Consider the following 19,950-nt stretch of genomic DNA (forward strand, 5'->3'; position numbering starts at 1 on the left):
ACACGAAAGGTTGAATTTGGCTAGCTGTTATCTGCCTTTTAATGCAAGTGTGAGCATTGAATATTCTTGCTTTTCAGCTTTACTCAAACCTTGCGTTTTCTCTTTTATTAATAGGGACTCTAGGCGCAAATTTAAACACTGATCTTCAATAAAATTGAAAGTACTTTGAAATTCACTGGTTAACGAATCTTGATTTACTTGATGCTGCCACGCGGCGAGTTTCGCCAATGGCGCATACTCGGGGCTTTCTCTATATTGCTCAAGCAGTTGCGCTGTGGTATTGGTTTTATCTAGGGCGAATTTTTGCAATTGAATAAAGAGCTTGATACCCGGTACATCCATCTGCGCTAATTCTGGCTGGAATGGTACTTCACTGGCAAGTTCTGGATGCTGTAATAGCAAACCAATTGCGCGTCGCATTGGTGTTATTTTAAATTTCTTAGCAAGTCCCTGTTGCTGCTTTGGTGTGTTTATTTTCTTTTGTAGCTGAGCGCGGGTGCGGCCAATCAGACGCGCTAATTTATCGAGTAAATTATCCTGATAGTAGTCGCTTGGGACCTTTTCAATCAGTGGCAACGCCTGTTGTAAAAGTTTTGATTTGCCTGCGTCTGTAGTCAGATTAATTTCCTGTGCAAGTCTATCAAACAAGTATACCGAGAAATCAGTGGCATCGTCGTAACGTAACTCAAATGCTTCACGACCTTCTTTTTGTACTAAAGAGTCTGGGTCTTCACCATCAGGTAAAAATACAAACTCGAGTGATTTACCATGATTTAAATATGGCAGAGCATTTTCCAGTGCTCGCCACGCAGCATCGCGTCCTGCACGGTCACCATCGTAACAACAAATTATGCGGTCGGTGGTTCTAAATAGGGTGTGAATATGTTCAGGTGTGGTTGCTGTACCAAGTGCCGCTACAGCATAGTTAATGCCTTTTTCAGCAAGTGCAACCACGTCCATATACCCTTCAACTACCAGTATTTGTTCGAGCTTTTTGTTAGCGTGCTTGGCTTCATACAAGCCGTAAAGCTCAAAGCCTTTATGAAAAATTCGGGTTTCTGGTGAATTTAAATATTTCGGACCATTGTCGTCGCTATTCATGATGCGTCCACCAAAGGCGATAACGCGTCCACGTTTATCGCGAATTGGAAACATCAAGCGGTCACGGAAGAAATCAAATTGGCGACCTGCCGTTTTTTCACTGGCAAGTTTTAGTTCGAGTAACTGTTTTTTACTATCTTGATTCTTTGCAAATGTTTTACACACGCTATCCCATTCACTGGGGGCGTAACCAATCATAAATTGTTTGGCAGTTTCACCACTGAGCCCACGTCCTTTAAGATATTCGATTACTTGAGTGGAGTTGTCATGATGCTTTAATTGGTGTTGATAAAACTTTGCAACATGCATCATTAATTCGTAATCAGAGCGTTTTTGCTCAGTACTGACTTGCGGCCCTTGATTTGTGGCATTCTCACGAGGCACATCTAAATTGAGTAAACCCGCGAGCTCTTCTATGGCATCAACAAACTCGAGTTTTTCATATTCCATCATAAATGAAATGGCATTGCCGTGGGCGCCACAACCAAAGCAGTGATAAAACTGCTTATCTTGAGATACCGTAAACGACGGCGATTTTTCATTATGAAACGGACAACATGCCTGATAATCCTTACCTGCTTTTTTAAGGCCTACTTTGCCATCAATAAGATCGACAATGTCGGTTCTGGCTAATAGGTCATCAATAAAGCTACGAGGAATTTTTCCGGCCATGGTATATCGTTATTCGCGTATGTTGATTGAGTGTAGGGGGCTAGCATACCCAAAAATGAAAAATGACGCTAGACGTTATCATCTTTCAGAAATGAAGAAACCGAGCAAAAGCTCGGTTTCTAAAGCTGTTAAGGCCAGCAGTTATTGACTTGAGAAAGTCAGCCTTTAAAACTCTGGATTAAGCGCTAAGCTTTTGCTTAATTAAACCTGAAAGTTTGCCCATATCTGCGCGACCTTCAGCTTTGGCTTTAAGCAAGCCCATTACTTTACCCATATCTTGCATGCCAGAAGCACCGCTTGACGCGATACATTCATCAATTAAAGTAAGAATTTCTTCATCAGTAAGCGGTTTTGGTAAAAACGCTTCAAGTACTTTAATCTCATTAGCTTCAACTTCAGCTAAGTCCTCGCGGCCGGCGTCGCGATACTGAGATTCAGAATCTTTACGCTGCTTTACAAGCTTCACTAGAATAGACGTGATTTCAGCGTCACCTAGCGTAACTTGCTCATCGATTTCTTTTTGCTTAATAGCTGCTAAAACCATGCGAATTGCACCAAGACGAATTTTGTCTTTAGCGCGCATTGCATCTTTTTGTGCATCTTTAAGTTGTGCTAAAAGGCTCATTTACAAGACCTAATCTAGATTAGTAAAGTTTTACGCGACGAGCGTTTTCGCGAGAAAGCTTCTTCATGTGACGCTTTACCGCAGCTGCTTTTTTGCGCTTACGCTCAGCTGTTGGCTTTTCATAGTGCTCGCGACGACGAACTTCTGAAAGGATACCTGCTTTTTCACATGAACGCTTAAAACGGCGAAGAGCAACGTCAAACGGCTCGTTTTCTCTAACTTTAATAACTGGCATTAAAAAATCACCTACTTAGTAATATGTTTCTACTTAAATGAGTTTTATTAGCTAAAACTTTAGCTAGTGCCACTCATCTCGGTTAAGATTTAACCGACTAGTTCAAAAATGGTGCGGCATTGTAATCTGAAGCACCACGCAATGTAAAGAATAATTATACCAAAGATGGTAAAAAGCTGACAAAAAATCTTAAAGCTTGTAAAATCGCCGCCTTAACTTAATTGAGCGTGCTTTGATTGGGTATTTAATTGTTATTTTAGGAGAGAAACTTGCGTATTTTGGGTATTGAGTCGTCTTGTGATGAGACGGGAATCGCGATTTATGACGATGAAAAAGGTTTGCTGGCTCATCAGTTGTATTCTCAAGTGAAAGTGCATGCAGATTATGGTGGTGTTGTACCAGAACTGGCATCGCGTGATCACGTACGTAAGACTATTCCTTTAATTGAGGCTGCATTTAAACAAGCTGGTTGTGGACCAGAAGATTTAGATGGTGTTGCGTATACTGCAGGACCAGGTTTGGTAGGTGCGTTATTAGTAGGTTCATCTATTGGTCGTTCGCTTGCTTATGGTTGGGATGTGCCCGCTGTAGCAGTGCATCATATGGAGGGCCATTTATTGGCGCCTATGCTTGATGAAGATGTACCAGAGTTTCCATTTATTGCGCTACTTGTATCCGGTGGCCACAGCATGATTGTAAAAGTTGACGGTATCGGTCAATACACGATTCTTGGTGAGTCAATTGATGATGCTGCGGGTGAAGCGTTTGATAAAACAGCTAAATTATTAGGGTTAGATTATCCTGGCGGCCCATTGCTTGCCAAGCTTGCAGAACAAGGCGAACCTGAAGTTTATCGTTTCCCGCGTCCAATGACCGATAGACCTGGCCTTGATATGAGTTTTAGCGGGTTAAAAACCTTCGCTGCAAATACCATTAATAAAGAAAAAGACGAAGATGGCAATATTTCTGAGCAAGTGAAGGCCAATATCGCCCATGCGTTTCAAACGGCAGTAATTGATACCTTAGTAATTAAATGTAAACGTGCTCTGAAAGAATACGGTATTAAGCGTCTAGTGATTGCTGGCGGCGTAAGTGCAAACGTTTATTTACGTGAAACGTTAGAGAAAGTGATGACAGGTATGCAAGGCCGTGTTTATTACCCGCGCACTGAGTTTTGTACAGACAATGGTGCAATGATTGCTTACGCAGGCATGCAACGCTTGAAAGCAAAGCAGTATGCGCCACTTGATATGCGCGCAAAGCCTCGCTGGCCGCTTGATGAATTGGAATCAGTTTAATTTTTCGAATTAGCCGCTGTTGAAGTTAACGTTTATCAAATAAAAAGCCGAGATTACTCGGCTTTTTTTGATTTTACTTTTGGCTCAGTGCCTTTAAGCAAGCGTATAACGTTAGCACGATGGCGAAATACAATCAGCGCTGCCAGCATGGTTACAGGCAAAACATAAAGCGGTTTTATAAACCAAGTAAATAAAGGCGCTAAACTTACGGTAATAATGGCGGCTAGAGAAGAGTATCCGGTTAACCAAATTAAACCAAGCCAGGTTAAAATTAATAAGCCGGCCAAAGTAAAACCTATGGGTAGCAAGCTACCAAACGCGGTTGCCACAGCCTTACCGCCTTTAAAGCCAAAGAAAATCGGGTAAATGTGACCAAGACATGCAGCAATTGCAATAAAACCTAAATAAAGAGGCTCTATCTTAAGAAAGTAAGCACCATATACTGGGATTGTGCCTTTCAGCACATCAAATATCAGTACTAAGCTTGCAGGTAGTTTGCCGCCAATACGATAAACATTGGTTGCGCCTGGGTTATTAGAACCGGTTGTTCTGGGATCAGGTAAGCGAAACAGCTTACAGATGAGCACTGCTGAAGAAATTGAGCCAAACAGATAGGCAAAGACAATCATTAAGCTTGCTAACACAGCGTTCCTTATTTTTTCTTTAGCAAATATAGGCTATTATCTGCCGCTGATTCTTTTTAGCGGATTTACCCATAAGAGTACCTATTTTTTTCTCTAATTGGTATCCGACCACAGTATAATCGGGGTGAATACGGGTGCAAGATAAGGTTTTTATTAGTCAATTACAGGTTAATACCATTATTGGCGTGTTTGATTTTGAAAAACAAGCGAAACAACCTTTGTTTTTTGATGTTGAAATGCTGACAAATTTTGCCCAAGCTGCGAAGTCTGACAATGTTGATGATGTAGTTGATTATGCCAAAGTGTCAGCACGCATTATTGCTCACTGTGAATCGACGCAAGTTGAATTACTAGAGACGTTAGCCGAGCAACTAACTACTATCATCTTAAATGAGTTTGCTGTGTCGCAAGTGACATTGCGAATCTCAAAACCCCAAGCAGTACTTGAAGCGCAAACTGTGGGTATTGAAATCACGCGTAAAAAGCAAAGCTAATGGCACAGATTTTTATCAGTATTGGCTCTAATATCAATAAAGAGCATTACATCAAAGCTGCTTTAGCTATTTTACCTCAGCATTTTGATAATGTTATTTACTCAAGTGTTTTTGAAAGTGAATCGGTTGGCTTTGAAGGGAATAATTTTTATAACCTTGTGGCAGCTGCGACAACCAATTTACCGCTTGAAGAAGTATGTGCTCGCCTGAAACAAATTGAACGAGACAATGGTCGCACCCCCGCCGATAAAAAATTTAGCCCGCGTACACTCGATCTGGATTTATTGTTTTTTGACGATGTGATTTGTGACGCGCCAGCGCAATTGCCGCGTGATGAAATTACCAAAAATGCGTTTGTACTCTGGCCTCTTGCCGAAATAGCCAGTGACTTTATCCACCCTACGGTGAACCTGAGCATTGGTGAATTGTGGCAAAATTATAATAAAAATAAGCAAAAATTGTGGAAAGTGGAGATTTAAAATAAATGGGACTGATTGAAATTGTCGTGCTGGCACTTATTCAAGGATTTACTGAATTTTTGCCTATTTCAAGTTCAGGCCACCTTATTTTACCGAGTCAATTACTTGGCTGGCAAGATCAAGGTCAGGCGTTCGATATCGCAGTACACGTTGGAACATTATTCGCAGTACTTATTTATTTTCGTAAAGACGTAGTTCAAATACTCTCTGCATGGTTTAAGTCTTGTGCCGGAAAGGGCCACACAGCAGAAAGTAAACTTGGCTGGTATATTATTCTGGCAACTATTCCAGCCGGTTTAGTTGCAGGTCTCGCAAAAGACTTTATAGAAGCTAACACGCGTGGTGCTGCGGTGATTGCAACGACAACCATCGTTTTTGGTTTAGCGCTTTGGTATGCCGATATTAAAGCAAAAGAACACAAGAACATTTTCGATATTAAATGGAAAGCAGCCTTACTGATTGGCCTTGCGCAGGCGGTTGCCTTAATTCCGGGTACTTCACGTTCAGGTATTACTATTACCGCGGGTTTATTGTTAGGGCTTGATAAAAAAAGCGCAGCGCGTTTTGCGTTCTTAATGTCTATTCCCGTTATTGGTGGTTTAGGGCTAGTGATGATTATCAAGCTGATTTTAGACAATACAGCTGTTGATTGGTATGCACTGATTTTAGGTACGGCGCTGTCGTTTGTTTCAGCTTATACCTGTATTTTTCTATTCTTAAAGTTCATTGAGCGCATGGGCATGTTGCCATTTGTTATTTACCGATTAATTTTAGGGTTCGCTTTGTTCGCACTAATAGGGCTTGGTTATATTAGCGCTTAATGTAAGTTTGTAGGATTAAAAAAATAAAAAGGCTAAGCGAGATGCTTAGCCTTTTTATTTTTAGATAGTTTGACCTATTCAGAATAAGTACCGCTTAATATAAGCTTTATTCAAATATACCAGCTATAGCCTGTTCTCTTGCACGCGCTAGCTGTTGTTTTATTTCGGCGCCTTTAAAACCTTGTTTAATAATAGCTTGTACATCGATAGCGGTGGCTTTTATTGCTGCACTTTGTAGTTTACGAGCTAAAACTGCGTGTTCTTCTCCTAGCAAGGCAAAGGTTTCAATAAATAAGTTTAAACGCTCAGGGCGTCGCCAAACATCTGCCTGATTAAAGAGTGCCAGTACTTGTTCTACAGATGCTTGGGTGTGCTTAAAAATAGGCGCAAAGGTGGTAAATAAGCTCAGTGCATCAACATAGGCATTGGGTAAACGTAAACTATCTGAAAGTATTTTTACCTCAGTTGGCTGAATCTCTTTGAGCCATAAACAAAAGGCGATAACAAGTTGGTTTTCGCTAGCTACTTTCGTTAACAAAGTTGCAAGTTTTTGGCTGTAATCAGATGACCAGTGGTTTGCCAGTGGCGGCAAAATAATTGGTAGCGCGTTAATCTCTGCAAGCACATCGGTGAACACATTAATCGCACCATCATCAAGGGATTTTTCAATTTCCAGCCAAATTCGCTCTTTGGTTAGGGTGTTAATTTCACCTTTGGCGACCATTTCTTGCATTAGTAATACTGTCTCTGGCGCGATAGTAAAGCCTAAATAATGATAGCGAGCCGCAAAGCGTGCAACACGCAAAATGCGCAGAGGATCTTCACAAAATGCATCGCTTACATGACGAAGACGCTTTTGTTCTAAATCGGCTTGTCCATTGAAAGGGTCGATAATATTGCCGTTTTCATCTTCAGCCATAGCATTTACGGTTAGGTCGCGGCGAATTAAATCTTCTTCCAGTGTGACATCTGGCGTAAAGTCGCAAATAAAACCAGTGTAGCCTTGCCCTGATTTTCGTTCGGTTCTTGCCAGTGCGTATTCGTCTTTTGTTTCTGGGTGTAAAAATACAGGAAAGTCACTGCCAACTTGCTGGTAGCTAAGCGCTAATAATTCATCTGGTGTACTACCAACTACCACATAATCTGACTCTTTAATTGGGCGATTTAATAGTTTGTCTCTTACTGCGCCGCCAACTAGGTATATTTTCATTGTGTTAGGTTCACACATAATAAATAACGATAATGATTGAAATCCTATCATAATTTGGAATTCGTTGGTGAATTGGTATGATAGGCTGAGTTTTTATTAAGCGTATTGAAGTAAGTGTATTTAGATTATTTTGGCTTAACGGATCAGCCATTTTCCATCGCACCGAATCCTGACTACCTCTTTTTAAGTGAACGTCATAAAGAAGCGTTGTCTCATTTAACTTATGGTTTAGGTGATGCCGGCGGTTTTGTGCTGCTTACGGGCGAGGTCGGAACTGGCAAAACAACGGTAACGCGCTGCATGCTCGAAAGCATAGGTGATGAAACTCAGGTGGCGTTTGTGTTAAATCCATCGTTGTCTGAGTTAGAGTTACTTGCGAGCATTTGTGATGAATTGCGTATTCGTTATAAAAAGTCAGAGGCGACGCTTAAAAATTTGACCGATAAAATCAAAAATCGACTGTTAAAAAACCATAGCCAAGACAAACGCACGATGCTCATCATTGATGAAGCTCAGCATTTAAGTGGTGCAGTGCTTGAACAGTTGCGCTTACTTACTAATTTAGAAACTAATCAGCGTAAATTACTGCAAATTATTTTAGTTGGTCAGCCAGAGCTGCAAACTTTGTTAAAACGTAACGAGTTAAGGCAATTAGCTCAGCGTATTACCGCTCGCTACCATTTAATGCCACTTAATGAGTCTGAAGTATTTGCATATATCAAACATCGTTTACATATCGCAGGCTGCGATACCATGTTATTTGAAAACTCAGCAATTAAACGTATTCACCAATTAACTGGTGGGATCCCGCGGCTTATCAATTTATTGTGCGAACGAGCCTTAATGGGGGCGTTTGCTAATAGTCGTAAACAGGTTAACAAAACCATGATAGCAACAGCGGCAACTGAAATATTACCGCTTGAGGCGTCAGTAGCGGCCTCATCAGGTGCAAATTATCAGGTGTGGATGTATGCCTGCTTTGCTATAGTCGCTGTATTAACGGGCATTGGTTTGTCGTTTATTTTTTAAAAGAAGTATGTATGTCTTATATTCTTGATGCGTTAAAGCAAAATGAAACTTCGAGCCGAGGTGCTGCGCCAATGCAAGGTGATTATCAACAGGAATACCTGTTAAGTAAAAAATTACGTTTTTACCGTAATTTGGCGTTATTTTTAGGTTTTTTACTGACTCTTACATTGGGTTTTTTTATCGGTAAAGGATTACAGACTCAGCAAACGAAACCTGCGATTGAAACGGAAGTTGTACAAAACAAGGCAACGCCAAGTAACCAAGTTATAATGCCTCTTCAGCCGCAAGTGCCAGCAACGTCAGGCACCCAGCAACAAATTCAATACCAACTGGTTCCTGTGCCAGTTTACACTCAGCCAGTGGCTGCAAATGCGCAACCTGTTGTCGAACCGACACCAGGTGAAAAATCACAACGTAAAGCAGATGAAAATACGCAAGATGAAGCCGATTTATCTGAATATAAAGTGGTTGGCTATCAGCAAGCAAAAGAACAAAGAGAGCAAACCAACGCCTTAATTGATGCGTTTAGCGAAGCATTTGAGCAGGCGCAAAATGAACCATTAGAACAACAAGTGATTTCAGGTTCATCGGCTTCGGCACAAGTGTCGCCTATTCAATTATTACCTGAGGCATTTAGATCGCGTATTCCCGAAATGCGTTATCAAGCGCATGTATTTGCTTCAGAACCTAGTCGCAGTTGGATAAAGGTTAACGACCGAGAACTCAAAGTGGGCGACAATATTAATGGCGTTTACATTATTGATATTGCCGCAGAACAAACCTTAATGCAGTACGACGGTGTGGAGTTTAGTTTGGCTGCGATGGAAGATTGGCAGTTTTAAAACGGCCATTAAATCCCGTCTTCTGAGATCAAATCAGCTATATCTAAATCATAACGCTGGGCACTTGCCGTGCCTTCAATGCTGTCATCAGATTCCGCTAAATCAATTATGCGCACTGCCAAGTGATGATTAAATTCGGCGTTGTAAAATACTTTCACCCGAGGTTTTGTTAGTTGCTGTTGATTTTCAACAACGAGCGCAATGCGACCTGAGCATAATTTAACTAATGTCCCCGCTGGATAAACCCCAATAGCTTGAATAAAGGTTTGCAGTAAATCTGGGTCGTAGTGGTTCGGTGAATGCTCCATTAATTCACGATATGCAGCAGCGCTGCCAACGGCTTTAGCATGGTCAAAGCCATAAACTAAACTGTCGTACATAATGGCGATGCTAAAAATGCGCTGCGCTGAATTGAGTTTATCAAAATCTAATTGGTTCGGATAACCACTGCCATCAAGTAGCTCATTTTGCTCTGAAATTAAGCGTAAAACATGTTCATCGGGCTGACCACTGACGCGCAATAGTTTTTGTAATTGTGCAATATGTTGTTGCTTTTTAACTCTCAACATTGGTGCAAGTTTGTCGTCAGGAAGGCGTAAATTGTCAGGCAGCATTTGGTATCCAACGCGTGAAAGCAGCCCTGCAAGCACCATGTGCTCGCTTGCTAACGGCTGGTAGTTTTGATGAATACAAAACTGTGCCAAGCTTACCGCCACCCGTAGTAAATGACTGTTGAGCAAAGCGTTAGACATTTTACAGCGTACCACTAAGGCCACTGCTTCTTTATGTTGTCGTGTCAGTGTTAATACTTGCTGCGCTAAACTTTGTAACCCCGAAATATCAATTGGAGTATGGGATTTTGCGCGCTCTAATGTATCATCAATGATCGCATGCGCTCGATCTTGCCAATCAAGTGCCGCTTCTATTTGACTCTCAATTTTGTTTTTTTTAGTAAACGTTGTTGTTTGTTGTTGTATGCTTTTTTTAGAACGACTTGGGTCGACAAGTACTTCTATTACGCCTTTTTTCTTTAGCGCTTGCAGTGCAAAGTAATTTCTTACTAAGCCTGTTTGCACTACTTTGACAGCGCCTAATTGTTTAGTTACTTCTTCAACAAAATCGCCCACCTCTAATTTAGTAATGGGCAATTTTACTTTACCGTCTGGTGTGATGCTCATGTATCTTAATCAAAAAAAGCATTGCGGAAGAATTTAATTAAATCAATGCCAAAGTCTTCTGATTTGATAGATGACTCAAGCTCGTCGTCAATGCGGTTGCTGGCTAAATTGAGGTCTTGTACTTCAGTGTAATGTTGATGTTTTGCACTGTAGAATACTTTTACTGTAGGTTTTAACGGCTGTTCAAAGTTACTTTGCGATACAATGCCTAGTTTTTGGCTTTTTAATTTTACTAACGTGCCCACAGGGTGAATGCCAATGCATTGAATAAAGCGTGCGACTAATTCGCTATCAAAACTATTTGGGCAGTCACTTCGTATAATTTTAAACGCTTGGATCGGGTTCATCCCGTCTTTATATACTCGTTTTGCAGTTAGTGCGTCATATACGTCGACGATTGATATCATACGCACATACTGATTTATCTCATCACCTTTTAAGCCAAATGGGTAGCCTTTACCATCTAAGCGCTCATGGTGAAAACCTGCAACTTGAATGGCGATATCACTGAGTTCTGACTCTTCTAAAATCTCTTTGCTGTAAAGCGCGTGACGTTTAATCTCATCAAATTCAGCATTGGTTAGTTTGCCTGGTTTATTTAAAATCGCGTCAGGAACTTTAATTTTGCCAATGTCATGTAACAGTGCACCCGTTGCTAGTTCATGAATAACCTCACGCTCAAACCCCATGTGCTTGGCAAAAATACTCATTAATACCGATACATTAATTGAGTGCTCTAGCAAATAAGCATCTTTTTCACGAATGCGGGTCATACAGGCGAGGGCATCTTGATTGCGAAAAACCGAATCAATAAAGCCGTTAGCAACTTGTTTAAATGGTGCAACGTCAATTTTGCGTCCTGCGCGAATATCGTCAAATGCTTTTGACTGTAGTTGTTTCGCTTCGGTATAAAGTTTTTTTGCTTTATTTGCTTCGCTTGAGAAACTCGCCGTTGCTTTGGTTGGGTCAAATTTAGGCGTTTCGATTACGTTCTCGCTGGAATTGTTGTTTTTTTCTGCATTTAAATCAATAAATTTATCCGGATCGACAGACACTTCTAAAATACCTGATTTCGCTAATTTATAGATGGCGGCTTGTGTCCTTACCCAGCCTTCTGACTTAACTTTTACACTACCTTGTTGCTTTACAACCCCTTGCACATACATACCGGGTTTAAGTTCAGATATTAAAATGGTTTTTAACATTGGCAGTACATCTTTGAATTTAGATTACCTTTAAAATTAGCAAACATTATGCTGAAAATTAAGCGGAAGATAAAAGAAAAGGGCTGAAGTTTACACTTAGCCCTTTTATTTTGCTTAACAAGCCGGTTTCCCGAGCTTTAGATTAATCTTCGTCAGTTAGCGTCATTAGTGATGTGTTACCACCGGATGCTGTGGTATCAATACTGATGGTTTTCTCAGTAACTAAGCGATTGATTAGTGTGTCGTAATACTGTGCACTGATCACTGGTAAAATAGCGCCAGAGCGTGCAGCCAGTTTTTCGTTTACATGTGCTTTACGCTCACAACCACTGCCGATTACAGCACCTGCAACGTGCGGATGAGCAAGTGTTGCATTAAACTCAGACAGTTTAGCCACTTGTAAAACGCCCTCAGCAACACCGCATGCTAATAACTTAGCACGGAAAGCTAATGCTTCTTCGTGGAATAGGTCAGACACCACGGTAATTACAGTATTACCCGCTGCAATCGCCGTTACGATTGATAATACCCAGAAGTTAAATGAGGTATCTTTATCTGCGTAGCAAACAACACAGCCGCGCGGCTCTAGGTAAATTGTGTTTGATTCACCTGTTGGACCTGGTAATACCGTGCCTTTGGCTAAACGTTTTTCAATACGGTCAAGCTGACTACGTGCATCGGCAATTGTTTGCGTTAAATCGTCAGCAAGCTTATCCATGATTTCAACTTGTGCGATTTTAGCCAGCATCTGACGACATACAGAAATACGGTCGTTTAAGCTGGTTGCGCGCCAAGTTTTTTCATCGCGAATTGAGTTAACCATCATTTGATTAACGCGTTCAACTGCGTGACTGTCATCGACAATTGCTTCGCCATCAAGGTTGATATTAGTAGCTTGAACGTTTTCAGGTGCAGCATTTTCTTTTACTAAACGTGTTAGATAAGTTGGACCACCTGCTTTAGGGCCAGTACCTGATAGGCCGCGACCACCAAATGGTTGCACACCAACAACGGCACCAATCATATTGCGGTTTACGTAAATGTTACCTGCACGTGATTGTTTAGCTAAGTATTCAGCACGCTCTTCGATACGGGTGTGAATACCCATAGTTAAGCCAAAACCAGTGCTGTTTACTTGGTTGATTACGTTATCAATTTCAGTGCCTTTGAAACGAATTACGTGTACACATGGACCAAATACTTCTTTGGTTAATACCGATAAATCACTGATTTCGTATAAACGTGGTGCAAAGAAGAAGTGACCATTTTCATCTTCAGCCGGAATAGGGCATTCAAAATGCAGTGTCGCTTTATCTTTTAAGTATTCAACGTGTTCATTTAGTGCATCTAGTGCTTTTTGGTCGATAACCGGGCCCACATCTGTTGATAGGTAAGCAGGGTCGCCAACGTGTAGCTCTTTCATCGCGCCTTTAATCATGTTGATTACTTTGTCTGCGATTTCATCTTGTACGAATAATACGCGTAGTGCAGAACAGCGCTGACCTGCTGACTGGAAGCCAGAAGATATAATATCGTCAACTACTTGCTCTGGTAGCGCGGTAGAATCAACGATCATACAGTTTTGACCACCCGTTTCAGCAATCAGAGGTACTTGGTCGCCACCGCGTTCTGCTAAGGTTTGCGCAATGCGTGTACCTGTTTCAGTTGAACCTGTAAACATGACTGCTTGTACGCGCTCGTCAGGAATAATTACCTGACCTACTTTGCTACCACGAGCAATAACAGGCTGTACTACGTCTTTTGGTAAGCCAACGTCACGCATTAACTCAATTGCACGAAGTGCAACAAGTGATGTTTGCTCTGCTGGTTTTGCAATTACAGAGTTACCTGTTGCGATTGCAGCTGCTACTTGGCCTAAGAAAATCGCAAGTGGGAAGTTCCATGGGCTGATACATAAAATTACACCACGTGGTGAAAAGCGTGGGTCAGCCGCAAGCTCTTCAGCCTTTGCTGCATAGTAACGACAAAAATCAACAGCTTCACGTACCTCGTCAATGCCATCTTGTGCCACTTTACCTGCTTCTTTGATACACAGTGCAATCAGTTCATCGCGGTGACGCTCTAAAATGTCACCTGTGCGACGTAAGATTTCAGCGCGATCAGCAACTGGCGTTTGAGACCAAGATTGGAAAGCTGATTCAGCTGTATCAACAAGGGCTTTCATTTCAGCTTCGTCTTGGTGACGAATAGAACCAAGCACCTCAGCGTGGTTTGCTGGGTTAATTACCGCTTCGTGACCTTCAGGCACATCGGCATGAGTCATCAGATTTTCAGCAACCCATTTGTCAATACTCGCTTTGAATGGCGTAATATGGTTAATGTTGGTTAAATCTAAACCTTTAGAGTTTTGACGCTCTTCACCAAATAAGTCTTTTGGTAAAACGATTTGCGGGTTGCGCTTATTGCGAACACGTTGAATTTTTTCAACAGGATCTTCAAGCAGTGATTCTACTGGCTGAGATTCATCAACAATGGCATTTACAAATGATGAGTTAGCGCCGTTTTCCAATAGACGACGTACTAAGTATGCAAGTAAGTCTTCGTGTTGACCTACTGGTGCGTATACACGACATTGAACACGATCTTGCGTTACAACTTGGTCGAATAATGATTCGCCCATACCGTGCAAACGCTGGAATTCAAAGTTTGAATAGTTGCCATCAGCAAGTTCTAAAATAGTGGCTGCTGAGTACGCATTGTGCGTTGCAAACTGCGGGAAAATCATATCACGTGCTTTCATTAGCTTAATTGCACACGCTTTGTAAGACACGTCAGTTGTCGCTTTACGTGTAAATACTGGGTAATCTTCAAGGCCATCTGCTTGTGTAAGCTTTACTTCAGTATCCCAGTAAGCACCTTTTACAAGGCGAACCATCATTTTACGATTTACACGGCGACAAAGTGCTTCTAACCAGTCGATTACAAAAATAGCACGCTTTTGGTAAGCCTGAACCGCTAAACCAAAACCAGCCCAATTGCCAAGAGCATCGTCAGAGAATACCGCTTCAATAACATCTAAAGAGATATCTAAACGGTCAGCTTCTTCGGCATCAACTGTAAAGTTAATGTCATACTGTTTTGCTGTTAGTGCTAGCTCTTTAAGCTTAGGCACAAGTTCTTCCATTACGCGTTCACGGTGTGTGAACTCATAACGAGGGTGAATAGCTGATAGTTTTACAGAAATACCTGGGCTTTTTATAGGGCCGCGACCATTAGCTGCTTTACCGATAGCGTGAATTGCCATTTTATAGCTATTAAAATAACGCTCAGCATCCGCCATAGTGCGGGCGCCTTCACCGAGCATATCGTAAGAGTATGCGTATCCTTTTGCTTCTTTATCTTTAGCGCGCTCTACAGCTTCTTCAATGGTAGTACCCATAACAAACTGCTTACCCATGATCTTCATGGCATATTGCACTGATTTACGAATAGCAGGCTCACCAATACGACCCATAGTGCGCTTTAATAAGCCGAACTGCTCTTCTTTGTTTTTGTCTGCATAGTTAACCATTTTACCTGTTAATAACAGGCCCCAGCTTGATGCATTTACAAACAGAGAGTCGCTGTTACCTAAGTGAGAGCTCCAGTCGCCGTTTGCTAGCTTATCGCGAATAAGGCTATCTTGAGTTTCTTTATCTGGTACACGTAGCAATGCTTCAGCAAGGCACATTAATACCACGCCTTCTTCAGAAGACAGTGAGTATTCGTTAAGTAGTGCATCAACACCACCTTGACCTTCCTGATCGTTACGAATATTTAATACCATTTGGCGTGCACGTTCCCATGCACGGCTGCGCGCGCTAACACCAACTTCTGCAAGTGGCAGAATATGGTCAATAACTTGGTCTTCATCAATACGGTAAAAGTCACGGATCTGCTGGCGGATCGGACATTTGGTAGTTAAATCACCATTGTAAAGCATAAAGAAACCCTCAAAATAAAATAGGTTAAATTTATAAAATAGGGGCGTAGTGTAATTTCTTTTCAGCAGAATGTGCTGGCGTATTTTGGCTATATCCGGTAATTTACAGGGAATTGTTCAAAAGATGCCAAATAATATTCTGTATGACTACCTCTATCAGAACACGTGTGCTCGATCGAATCGATTTAGCAATTTTAGATGTTTTACAAAAAAATGGCCGAATTTCTAACGTAAATTTAGCGAAACAAGTTAACTTAAGCCCAAGCCCGTGCCTTGAAAGGGTTAAAAAGCTTGAAGACGACGGTTATATTGAAGGTTATGGTGCACGTTTAAATGCTACCAAGCTGAAACAAAATGTGGTTGCCCACGTTGAAGTCACTTTAAAAGAATCAACCGAAGCCGCATTTGATATTTTCAAACAGCATATTATGCGCATTGGTCAAGTGGTGTCGTGTGATATGGTTGCGGGTGGATACGATTACCTACTAAAAATACGCGTAGGCGATATGATTGAATACCGTGAAGTGCTTGGTAAAATTGTAGATACGCCAGGTGTTGGCACCAACCGTACTTACATGGTGATTGAGCATGTTAAGCAAGATGTAGGGTTAACCGTGCAGGTGGAAGAGTAATCCCGGATTTATTAAAAATTACCTGTTTTATTTCTGAGTGGTTTTGCTTTCGTAGCAAATGACTCACAAATTTATGCAATAGGTATAAGGTTTACTCACACGCTTATTGAGTGCGGGATACCAGATACAAAAAAAGCGCTAGTTAAGCGCTTTTTTTGTATTGCCTAGTTATTACGCCCAACCGTCGTAACGTTTGCGTCGCGATAACACGATTGTGATGATAATCCCCAGTAAAATACCAATAAATGCAATACCGCCGCCATAAATCAATAGCTGCTTTTGCTGTTTTTCACTGGCTTGTTGCTTTTGATTACGTGAGCTTGAAATTTGGGCATTTAGCTTTTCAATTTCAGCATTGAGTTCACGGTTTTTAACTTCTAAGTCATTGGCAGTTTGACGTAGTACCGGCATATCACGCTGGCTTGAATTTAGCTCTGCTTGTAAATCAGCTAATTGATTTTTTAGCTTAAGGTTTTGTTGTGCTAAACCTGGACGCTTGCTGATATTACGTTTATCAATCCAACCTGTACGACCGCGGCTATCTTTTACTTGGCTATAGCCCGTTTCTTTATTTTCATCGAGCAACTGCAATTCGGTACCAGCTTGCACAGAACCAAGAATGCGATAATTTTTACCTGGACCTGAGTGCATATAAACAAATAGGTTGTCGGTAATATAAGCAGTTGAAGAAGATGCGCTTCCAGTTGTTTGTACTTCCAGTACTTCAGTTGCTGATTCGTCGTTAGTTTGCGTTTCTGCGTGGATAGCTGTGCTTAAACTCGCTAATAAAAGAAATGCAGCAATCGGTTTAAACATTGAGAGGATCCTGTTTTATTGTTGTTGTCCGATAAATTTACCAAGTCGTTTAAATATGTAACTAACTTATAGCGCTGGATAAATGAGGTACTAACAAGGCGGGATTTGTCTGATGTAGTTATTTTACATCGATCAATTCCAACGCAGTTAGCATGATATTTAGCCCGCTAAAATGACTAGCTATTTAAGTGAATTGGTATTTGAGGCTTCATAGTATGGATTTCACCGCGCAATAGCAAGTCGCGCAGCGCAATCACGCAATAGTTCATAATTTAGTAGTTGTTTGTAAGTCGATGCACAAAAGGTTGCATTTAGCCCGATATTTGGTTTTACTTAGGCTTTGCTAATAAAATAGGTCAACCCTCCAGCTAATGGATACTGAAATTGAGCTGAAATTTTTAGTTTCAGAACAAGTTATTTCTCAACTGCCAGCACTGATTACCCAGTTTTCAAAAAAAGTCAGTAATAAAGCTTCTCGCAACTTACAAAACGCATACTTTGATACTCCAAGCAGAGAATTAAGAGCGCTAGATATCGGCTTACGCACGCGTTGTGTTGACGGCGAATGTGAGCAAACAATTAAGTTGGCAGGTAAAGTGGTTGGTGGCTTTCATCAACGTCCAGAATACAATGTGCCAATTAATAATTCGCGCCCAAACATTGAGTTATTTGATACCTCAATTTGGCCTGCTGGCATGGAGCCAGGCACTATTAGTGAAAACCTTTTCTCTATTTTTAACACTAACTTTATTCGTCGTACTTGGTTATTAGAAACCGACTCAGGTACTGAAATTGAATTGGTATTGGATAAAGGTGATATTTCTGCTTCAGGCCAGAGTGTGCCGATTTGCGAAGTGGAAATGGAATTGGTAAGTGGTGATCGCAAAGAGTTATTTGAATTAGCAAATAAGTTAATTAACTGTAGTGAAGTACGTTTAGGGCTATACAGTAAAGCCGCACGAGGCTACCGTTTAGCGGACGATGCGCCATTAATGGCTGATACATTCTTAGGCTATGTACAGTTAGATGAAAACGCGACACAAGAAGACGCGCTTGAAAAGTGCCTTCAATACGGCATTGAGTTTGTGCAAAAACACGAGCAATGCTATATCGATTCGCCAAAATTAAAAACACTAAAACGCATTGTTGATGGGGTTAGCCTTATTCGTCATAGCTTTTGGTTGTTTGAACAAGTTGCTGACAAACAAATTACTAAATCGTTGCGTAAAGAGCTTAAATGGCTATTAGAAACCTTTTCTTGGGTTGAAACTGCGATTCAATTACGAACGTTTACGTCAAAGAAACATGCGTTTTATAAACGCATTTCGGCTGCGCCTGAGCTTGAGCAAGTGATTGATAACTTAAAGGCGGAGCAACCGTCGCGTAAGGCGTTAAAGGCAATTTTCCACAGCCCACGCTACAATCAGCTTATTCTAGATTTAACGCGCTTTTTAATTGAAAAGCGTTGGCGTGATGACTGGGGACAAGAACACATTGTTGCTGCTGGCACGCCTGTAAAAGATATTGCAGCACGTCTTTTTGAAAACGATTGGCAAGAAATGCAGCATTTATTACCACATGATGTGGTGAGCGCTGAAAGCTACATTGCAAAACGTCAAAAATTACATCGTAATTTACTCAGCGGTTGTTGCCTTGGGCAGCTTTTTGAAGGACCGCTACGTGATGAATTTAGAGGCCCTTGGCTTGATATTATTCATGGTATGGATGAATTGGCAACATACGACTATTTAAAACAGTTGTGTGAAACGCAGCAAGAACCCGAGCAATTCACCAGTATTTTGGGTTGGTTAAAACAAAAAAATGATGGTTTGCTCGCAGCAATGGAACATAGCCGTCTTGCAAGTCAAAAATTGGAGCCTTACTGGCAATAATATGCGCACTATGCTGTTGCTGCTACTTTTTTGTACTCCGCTGAGTGCATTGGAGTGGCAGCAAGTAAAAATTAAACAAGGAATTGAAGTTTACCAGCAAAAATTGCCCGATGGACTTTTAAAGTTAAAAGCCTACACCGTGACTAGTGGGTGCTTAGCAGCGTTTGAAGCACTTTTACTTGATACAGACAATGCTGACAAGTGGTTAAGCAATGTAGATAGTGTCGAAGTGCTAAAGTCACCATCACAAAACGAGCATATCGTTTATACTCAATTTAATGCGCCATGGCCGATTAAAAATCGTGATATGGTGACTTACTCACGTATTTTTAGAACGTCAAATACACAAATGCAAATAGGCATTCAAGCAGCTAACAACGAATACGCAAAGCGTGAAGGGGTTATTCGCATTGAGCATGTCGCTGCCAGTTGGGTAATTAATCAGCGAGGCGCTGATACGATCTCTGTTGAGTATCAAGCGATTGCAGATCCCGCAGGAAAAATTCCACATTGGTTAGGGAATTCTGTCGCAAAATCTAACGTATTTAGCACCTTCAAAAAGATGAAAGCGCGCTTGAAGCTTTACCCTTGTAGTGCCGTTTGACTAGGGTCTGCCCACCTTTGCTGCTCTATTTTTGTTCTCTTTTAGCGTGCTTTTATCGCGGCGCTCGATGTGTGGCCTAGCAATCTAAGCGAATATCGAGCAAAGCTTCCGCGTCCTGCTCACGCCCGTTACCTATATCCGTGTAGGCAACAATGAGAAAAGTGCGCTCAAAAGAACCGTTCGGCAGCGCTTGATTGGGTTTTCTACTGTGTTATCGGCTGACTCACATA

At 41.3% G+C, this 19,950-nt stretch carries 18 protein-coding genes; 9 read left to right on the forward strand and 9 right to left on the reverse strand.

Annotated features, from left to right (window positions below; translation table 11 throughout):
* Positions 1-27: 27 nt before the first annotated feature.
* The 3 genes from dnaG to rpsU form a co-directional block, all read right to left on the reverse strand.
* Positions 28-1,773 carry a DNA primase gene (dnaG, locus tag AN214_RS07320; RefSeq protein ID WP_054979111.1) on the reverse strand — a complete coding sequence of 582 codons (1,746 nt, stop codon included), beginning with the start codon at positions 1,771-1,773 and terminating at the stop codon, positions 28-30.
* 178 nt (positions 1,774-1,951) lie between these two features.
* Positions 1,952-2,398 (reverse strand): GatB/YqeY domain-containing protein, encoded by a 447-nt coding sequence (locus AN214_RS07325; RefSeq protein ID WP_054979112.1) that lies wholly within the window; start codon positions 2,396-2,398, stop codon positions 1,952-1,954.
* Between the two features lie 19 nt (positions 2,399-2,417).
* Positions 2,418-2,633, reverse strand: coding sequence for a 30S ribosomal protein S21 (gene rpsU, locus AN214_RS07330; protein ID WP_010362466.1), 216 nt, complete (start codon positions 2,631-2,633; stop codon positions 2,418-2,420).
* Positions 2,634-2,902: 269 nt separating this feature from the next.
* Between rpsU and tsaD the strand changes: the two genes are divergently transcribed.
* Positions 2,903-3,931, forward strand: a complete 1,029-nt coding sequence (gene tsaD / locus AN214_RS07335; protein ID WP_054979113.1) for a tRNA (adenosine(37)-N6)-threonylcarbamoyltransferase complex transferase subunit TsaD — start codon at positions 2,903-2,905, stop codon at positions 3,929-3,931.
* A gap of 53 nt (positions 3,932-3,984) precedes the next feature.
* Here the strand turns inward: tsaD and plsY are convergent, their stop codons facing one another.
* Positions 3,985-4,575, reverse strand: a complete 591-nt coding sequence (gene plsY / locus AN214_RS07340; RefSeq protein WP_082428515.1) for a glycerol-3-phosphate 1-O-acyltransferase PlsY — start codon at positions 4,573-4,575, stop codon at positions 3,985-3,987.
* Between the two features lie 134 nt (positions 4,576-4,709).
* Here plsY and folB point away from each other — a divergent pair, with 134 nt between their 5' ends.
* Genes folB through AN214_RS07355 form a run of 3 tightly spaced genes read left to right on the forward strand, consistent with a single transcriptional unit; the run spans position 4,710 to position 6,369 of the window.
* A complete protein-coding gene (gene folB / locus AN214_RS07345) occupies positions 4,710-5,069 on the forward strand; it encodes a dihydroneopterin aldolase (protein ID WP_054979114.1) in 360 nt (119 codons plus the stop codon).
* The gene (folK, locus tag AN214_RS07350) at positions 5,069-5,548 is read left to right on the forward strand and encodes a 2-amino-4-hydroxy-6-hydroxymethyldihydropteridine diphosphokinase (protein WP_054979115.1); all 480 of its coding nucleotides are present in this window, start codon (positions 5,069-5,071) and stop codon (positions 5,546-5,548) included. The genes folB and folK overlap by 1 nt, the downstream gene beginning before the upstream one ends.
* A gap of 5 nt (positions 5,549-5,553) precedes the next feature.
* Positions 5,554-6,369 carry an undecaprenyl-diphosphate phosphatase gene (locus AN214_RS07355; protein WP_054979116.1) on the forward strand — a complete coding sequence of 272 codons (816 nt, stop codon included), beginning with the start codon at positions 5,554-5,556 and terminating at the stop codon, positions 6,367-6,369.
* A gap of 106 nt (positions 6,370-6,475) precedes the next feature.
* Here the strand turns inward: AN214_RS07355 and AN214_RS07360 are convergent, their stop codons facing one another.
* Complete coding sequence (locus tag AN214_RS07360; protein ID WP_054979131.1) at positions 6,476-7,579, reverse strand: tRNA nucleotidyltransferase; 1,104 nt, start codon at positions 7,577-7,579, stop codon at positions 6,476-6,478.
* A 114-nt stretch (positions 7,580-7,693) separates the two neighbouring features.
* Here AN214_RS07360 and AN214_RS07365 point away from each other — a divergent pair, with 114 nt between their 5' ends.
* The gene (locus AN214_RS07365) at positions 7,694-8,608 is read left to right on the forward strand and encodes an ExeA family protein (protein ID WP_054979117.1); all 915 of its coding nucleotides are present in this window, start codon (positions 7,694-7,696) and stop codon (positions 8,606-8,608) included.
* A gap of 11 nt (positions 8,609-8,619) precedes the next feature.
* Positions 8,620-9,450 (forward strand): general secretion pathway protein GspB, encoded by an 831-nt coding sequence (locus AN214_RS07370; protein ID WP_054979118.1) that lies wholly within the window; start codon positions 8,620-8,622, stop codon positions 9,448-9,450.
* Positions 9,451-9,458: 8 nt separating this feature from the next.
* Here the strand turns inward: AN214_RS07370 and AN214_RS07375 are convergent, their stop codons facing one another.
* The 3 genes from AN214_RS07375 to putA all read right to left on the reverse strand — a co-directional run bounded on the left by AN214_RS07375 (position 9,459) and on the right by putA (position 15,776).
* On the reverse strand, positions 9,459-10,628 hold the full coding sequence (locus AN214_RS07375; RefSeq protein WP_054979119.1) for an HD-GYP domain-containing protein: 1,170 nt from the start codon (positions 10,626-10,628) through the stop codon (positions 9,459-9,461).
* 5 nt (positions 10,629-10,633) lie between these two features.
* Positions 10,634-11,833 (reverse strand): HD-GYP domain-containing protein, encoded by a 1,200-nt coding sequence (locus AN214_RS07380; RefSeq protein ID WP_054979120.1) that lies wholly within the window; start codon positions 11,831-11,833, stop codon positions 10,634-10,636.
* Between the two features lie 142 nt (positions 11,834-11,975).
* The gene (putA, locus tag AN214_RS07385; protein ID WP_054979121.1) at positions 11,976-15,776 is read right to left on the reverse strand and encodes a bifunctional proline dehydrogenase/L-glutamate gamma-semialdehyde dehydrogenase PutA; all 3,801 of its coding nucleotides are present in this window, start codon (positions 15,774-15,776) and stop codon (positions 11,976-11,978) included.
* Positions 15,777-15,919: 143 nt separating this feature from the next.
* Between putA and AN214_RS07390 the strand changes: the two genes are divergently transcribed.
* A complete protein-coding gene (locus AN214_RS07390) occupies positions 15,920-16,408 on the forward strand; it encodes a winged helix-turn-helix transcriptional regulator (protein WP_054979122.1) in 489 nt (162 codons plus the stop codon).
* A gap of 171 nt (positions 16,409-16,579) precedes the next feature.
* Here the strand turns inward: AN214_RS07390 and AN214_RS07395 are convergent, their stop codons facing one another.
* Entirely contained in the window at positions 16,580-17,224 is a 645-nt protein-coding gene (locus AN214_RS07395; RefSeq protein WP_054979123.1) for a TIGR04211 family SH3 domain-containing protein, read from the reverse strand.
* Positions 17,225-17,595: 371 nt separating this feature from the next.
* Between AN214_RS07395 and AN214_RS07400 the strand changes: the two genes are divergently transcribed.
* Together AN214_RS07400 and AN214_RS07405 are read left to right on the forward strand one after the other, a co-directional pair.
* Positions 17,596-19,116, forward strand: a complete 1,521-nt coding sequence (locus tag AN214_RS07400; protein ID WP_054979124.1) for a CYTH and CHAD domain-containing protein — start codon at positions 17,596-17,598, stop codon at positions 19,114-19,116.
* A 1-nt stretch (position 19,117) separates the two neighbouring features.
* Positions 19,118-19,720 (forward strand): START domain-containing protein, encoded by a 603-nt coding sequence (locus AN214_RS07405; protein WP_054979125.1) that lies wholly within the window; start codon positions 19,118-19,120, stop codon positions 19,718-19,720.
* Positions 19,721-19,950: the final 230 nt, after the last annotated feature.

The sequence above is a fragment of the Pseudoalteromonas sp. P1-9 genome, from assembly GCF_001399975.1.
In the GTDB taxonomy this organism is placed as follows: Bacteria; Pseudomonadota; Gammaproteobacteria; order Enterobacterales; family Alteromonadaceae; genus Pseudoalteromonas.

Coding starts and splice junctions, on each gene's coding strand:
- AN214_RS07360 (WP_054979131.1), bottom strand. CDS start 7,579: ATGAAAATATACCTAGTTGGCGGCGCAGTAAGAGACAAACTATTAAAT.
- dnaG (WP_054979111.1), bottom strand. CDS start 1,773: ATGGCCGGAAAAATTCCTCGTAGCTTTATTGATGACCTATTAGCCAGA.
- AN214_RS07325 (WP_054979112.1), bottom strand. CDS start 2,398: ATGAGCCTTTTAGCACAACTTAAAGATGCACAAAAAGATGCAATGCGC.
- AN214_RS07355 (WP_054979116.1), top strand. CDS start 5,554: ATGGGACTGATTGAAATTGTCGTGCTGGCACTTATTCAAGGATTTACT.
- AN214_RS07400 (WP_054979124.1), top strand. CDS start 17,596: ATGGATACTGAAATTGAGCTGAAATTTTTAGTTTCAGAACAAGTTATT.
- folK (WP_054979115.1), top strand. CDS start 5,069: ATGGCACAGATTTTTATCAGTATTGGCTCTAATATCAATAAAGAGCAT.
- AN214_RS07405 (WP_054979125.1), top strand. CDS start 19,118: ATGCGCACTATGCTGTTGCTGCTACTTTTTTGTACTCCGCTGAGTGCA.
- putA (WP_054979121.1), bottom strand. CDS start 15,776: ATGCTTTACAATGGTGATTTAACTACCAAATGTCCGATCCGCCAGCAG.
- AN214_RS07375 (WP_054979119.1), bottom strand. CDS start 10,628: ATGAGCATCACACCAGACGGTAAAGTAAAATTGCCCATTACTAAATTA.
- AN214_RS07390 (WP_054979122.1), top strand. CDS start 15,920: ATGACTACCTCTATCAGAACACGTGTGCTCGATCGAATCGATTTAGCA.
- AN214_RS07380 (WP_054979120.1), bottom strand. CDS start 11,833: ATGTTAAAAACCATTTTAATATCTGAACTTAAACCCGGTATGTATGTG.
- rpsU (WP_010362466.1), bottom strand. CDS start 2,633: ATGCCAGTTATTAAAGTTAGAGAAAACGAGCCGTTTGACGTTGCTCTT.
- AN214_RS07395 (WP_054979123.1), bottom strand. CDS start 17,224: ATGTTTAAACCGATTGCTGCATTTCTTTTATTAGCGAGTTTAAGCACA.
- AN214_RS07370 (WP_054979118.1), top strand. CDS start 8,620: ATGTCTTATATTCTTGATGCGTTAAAGCAAAATGAAACTTCGAGCCGA.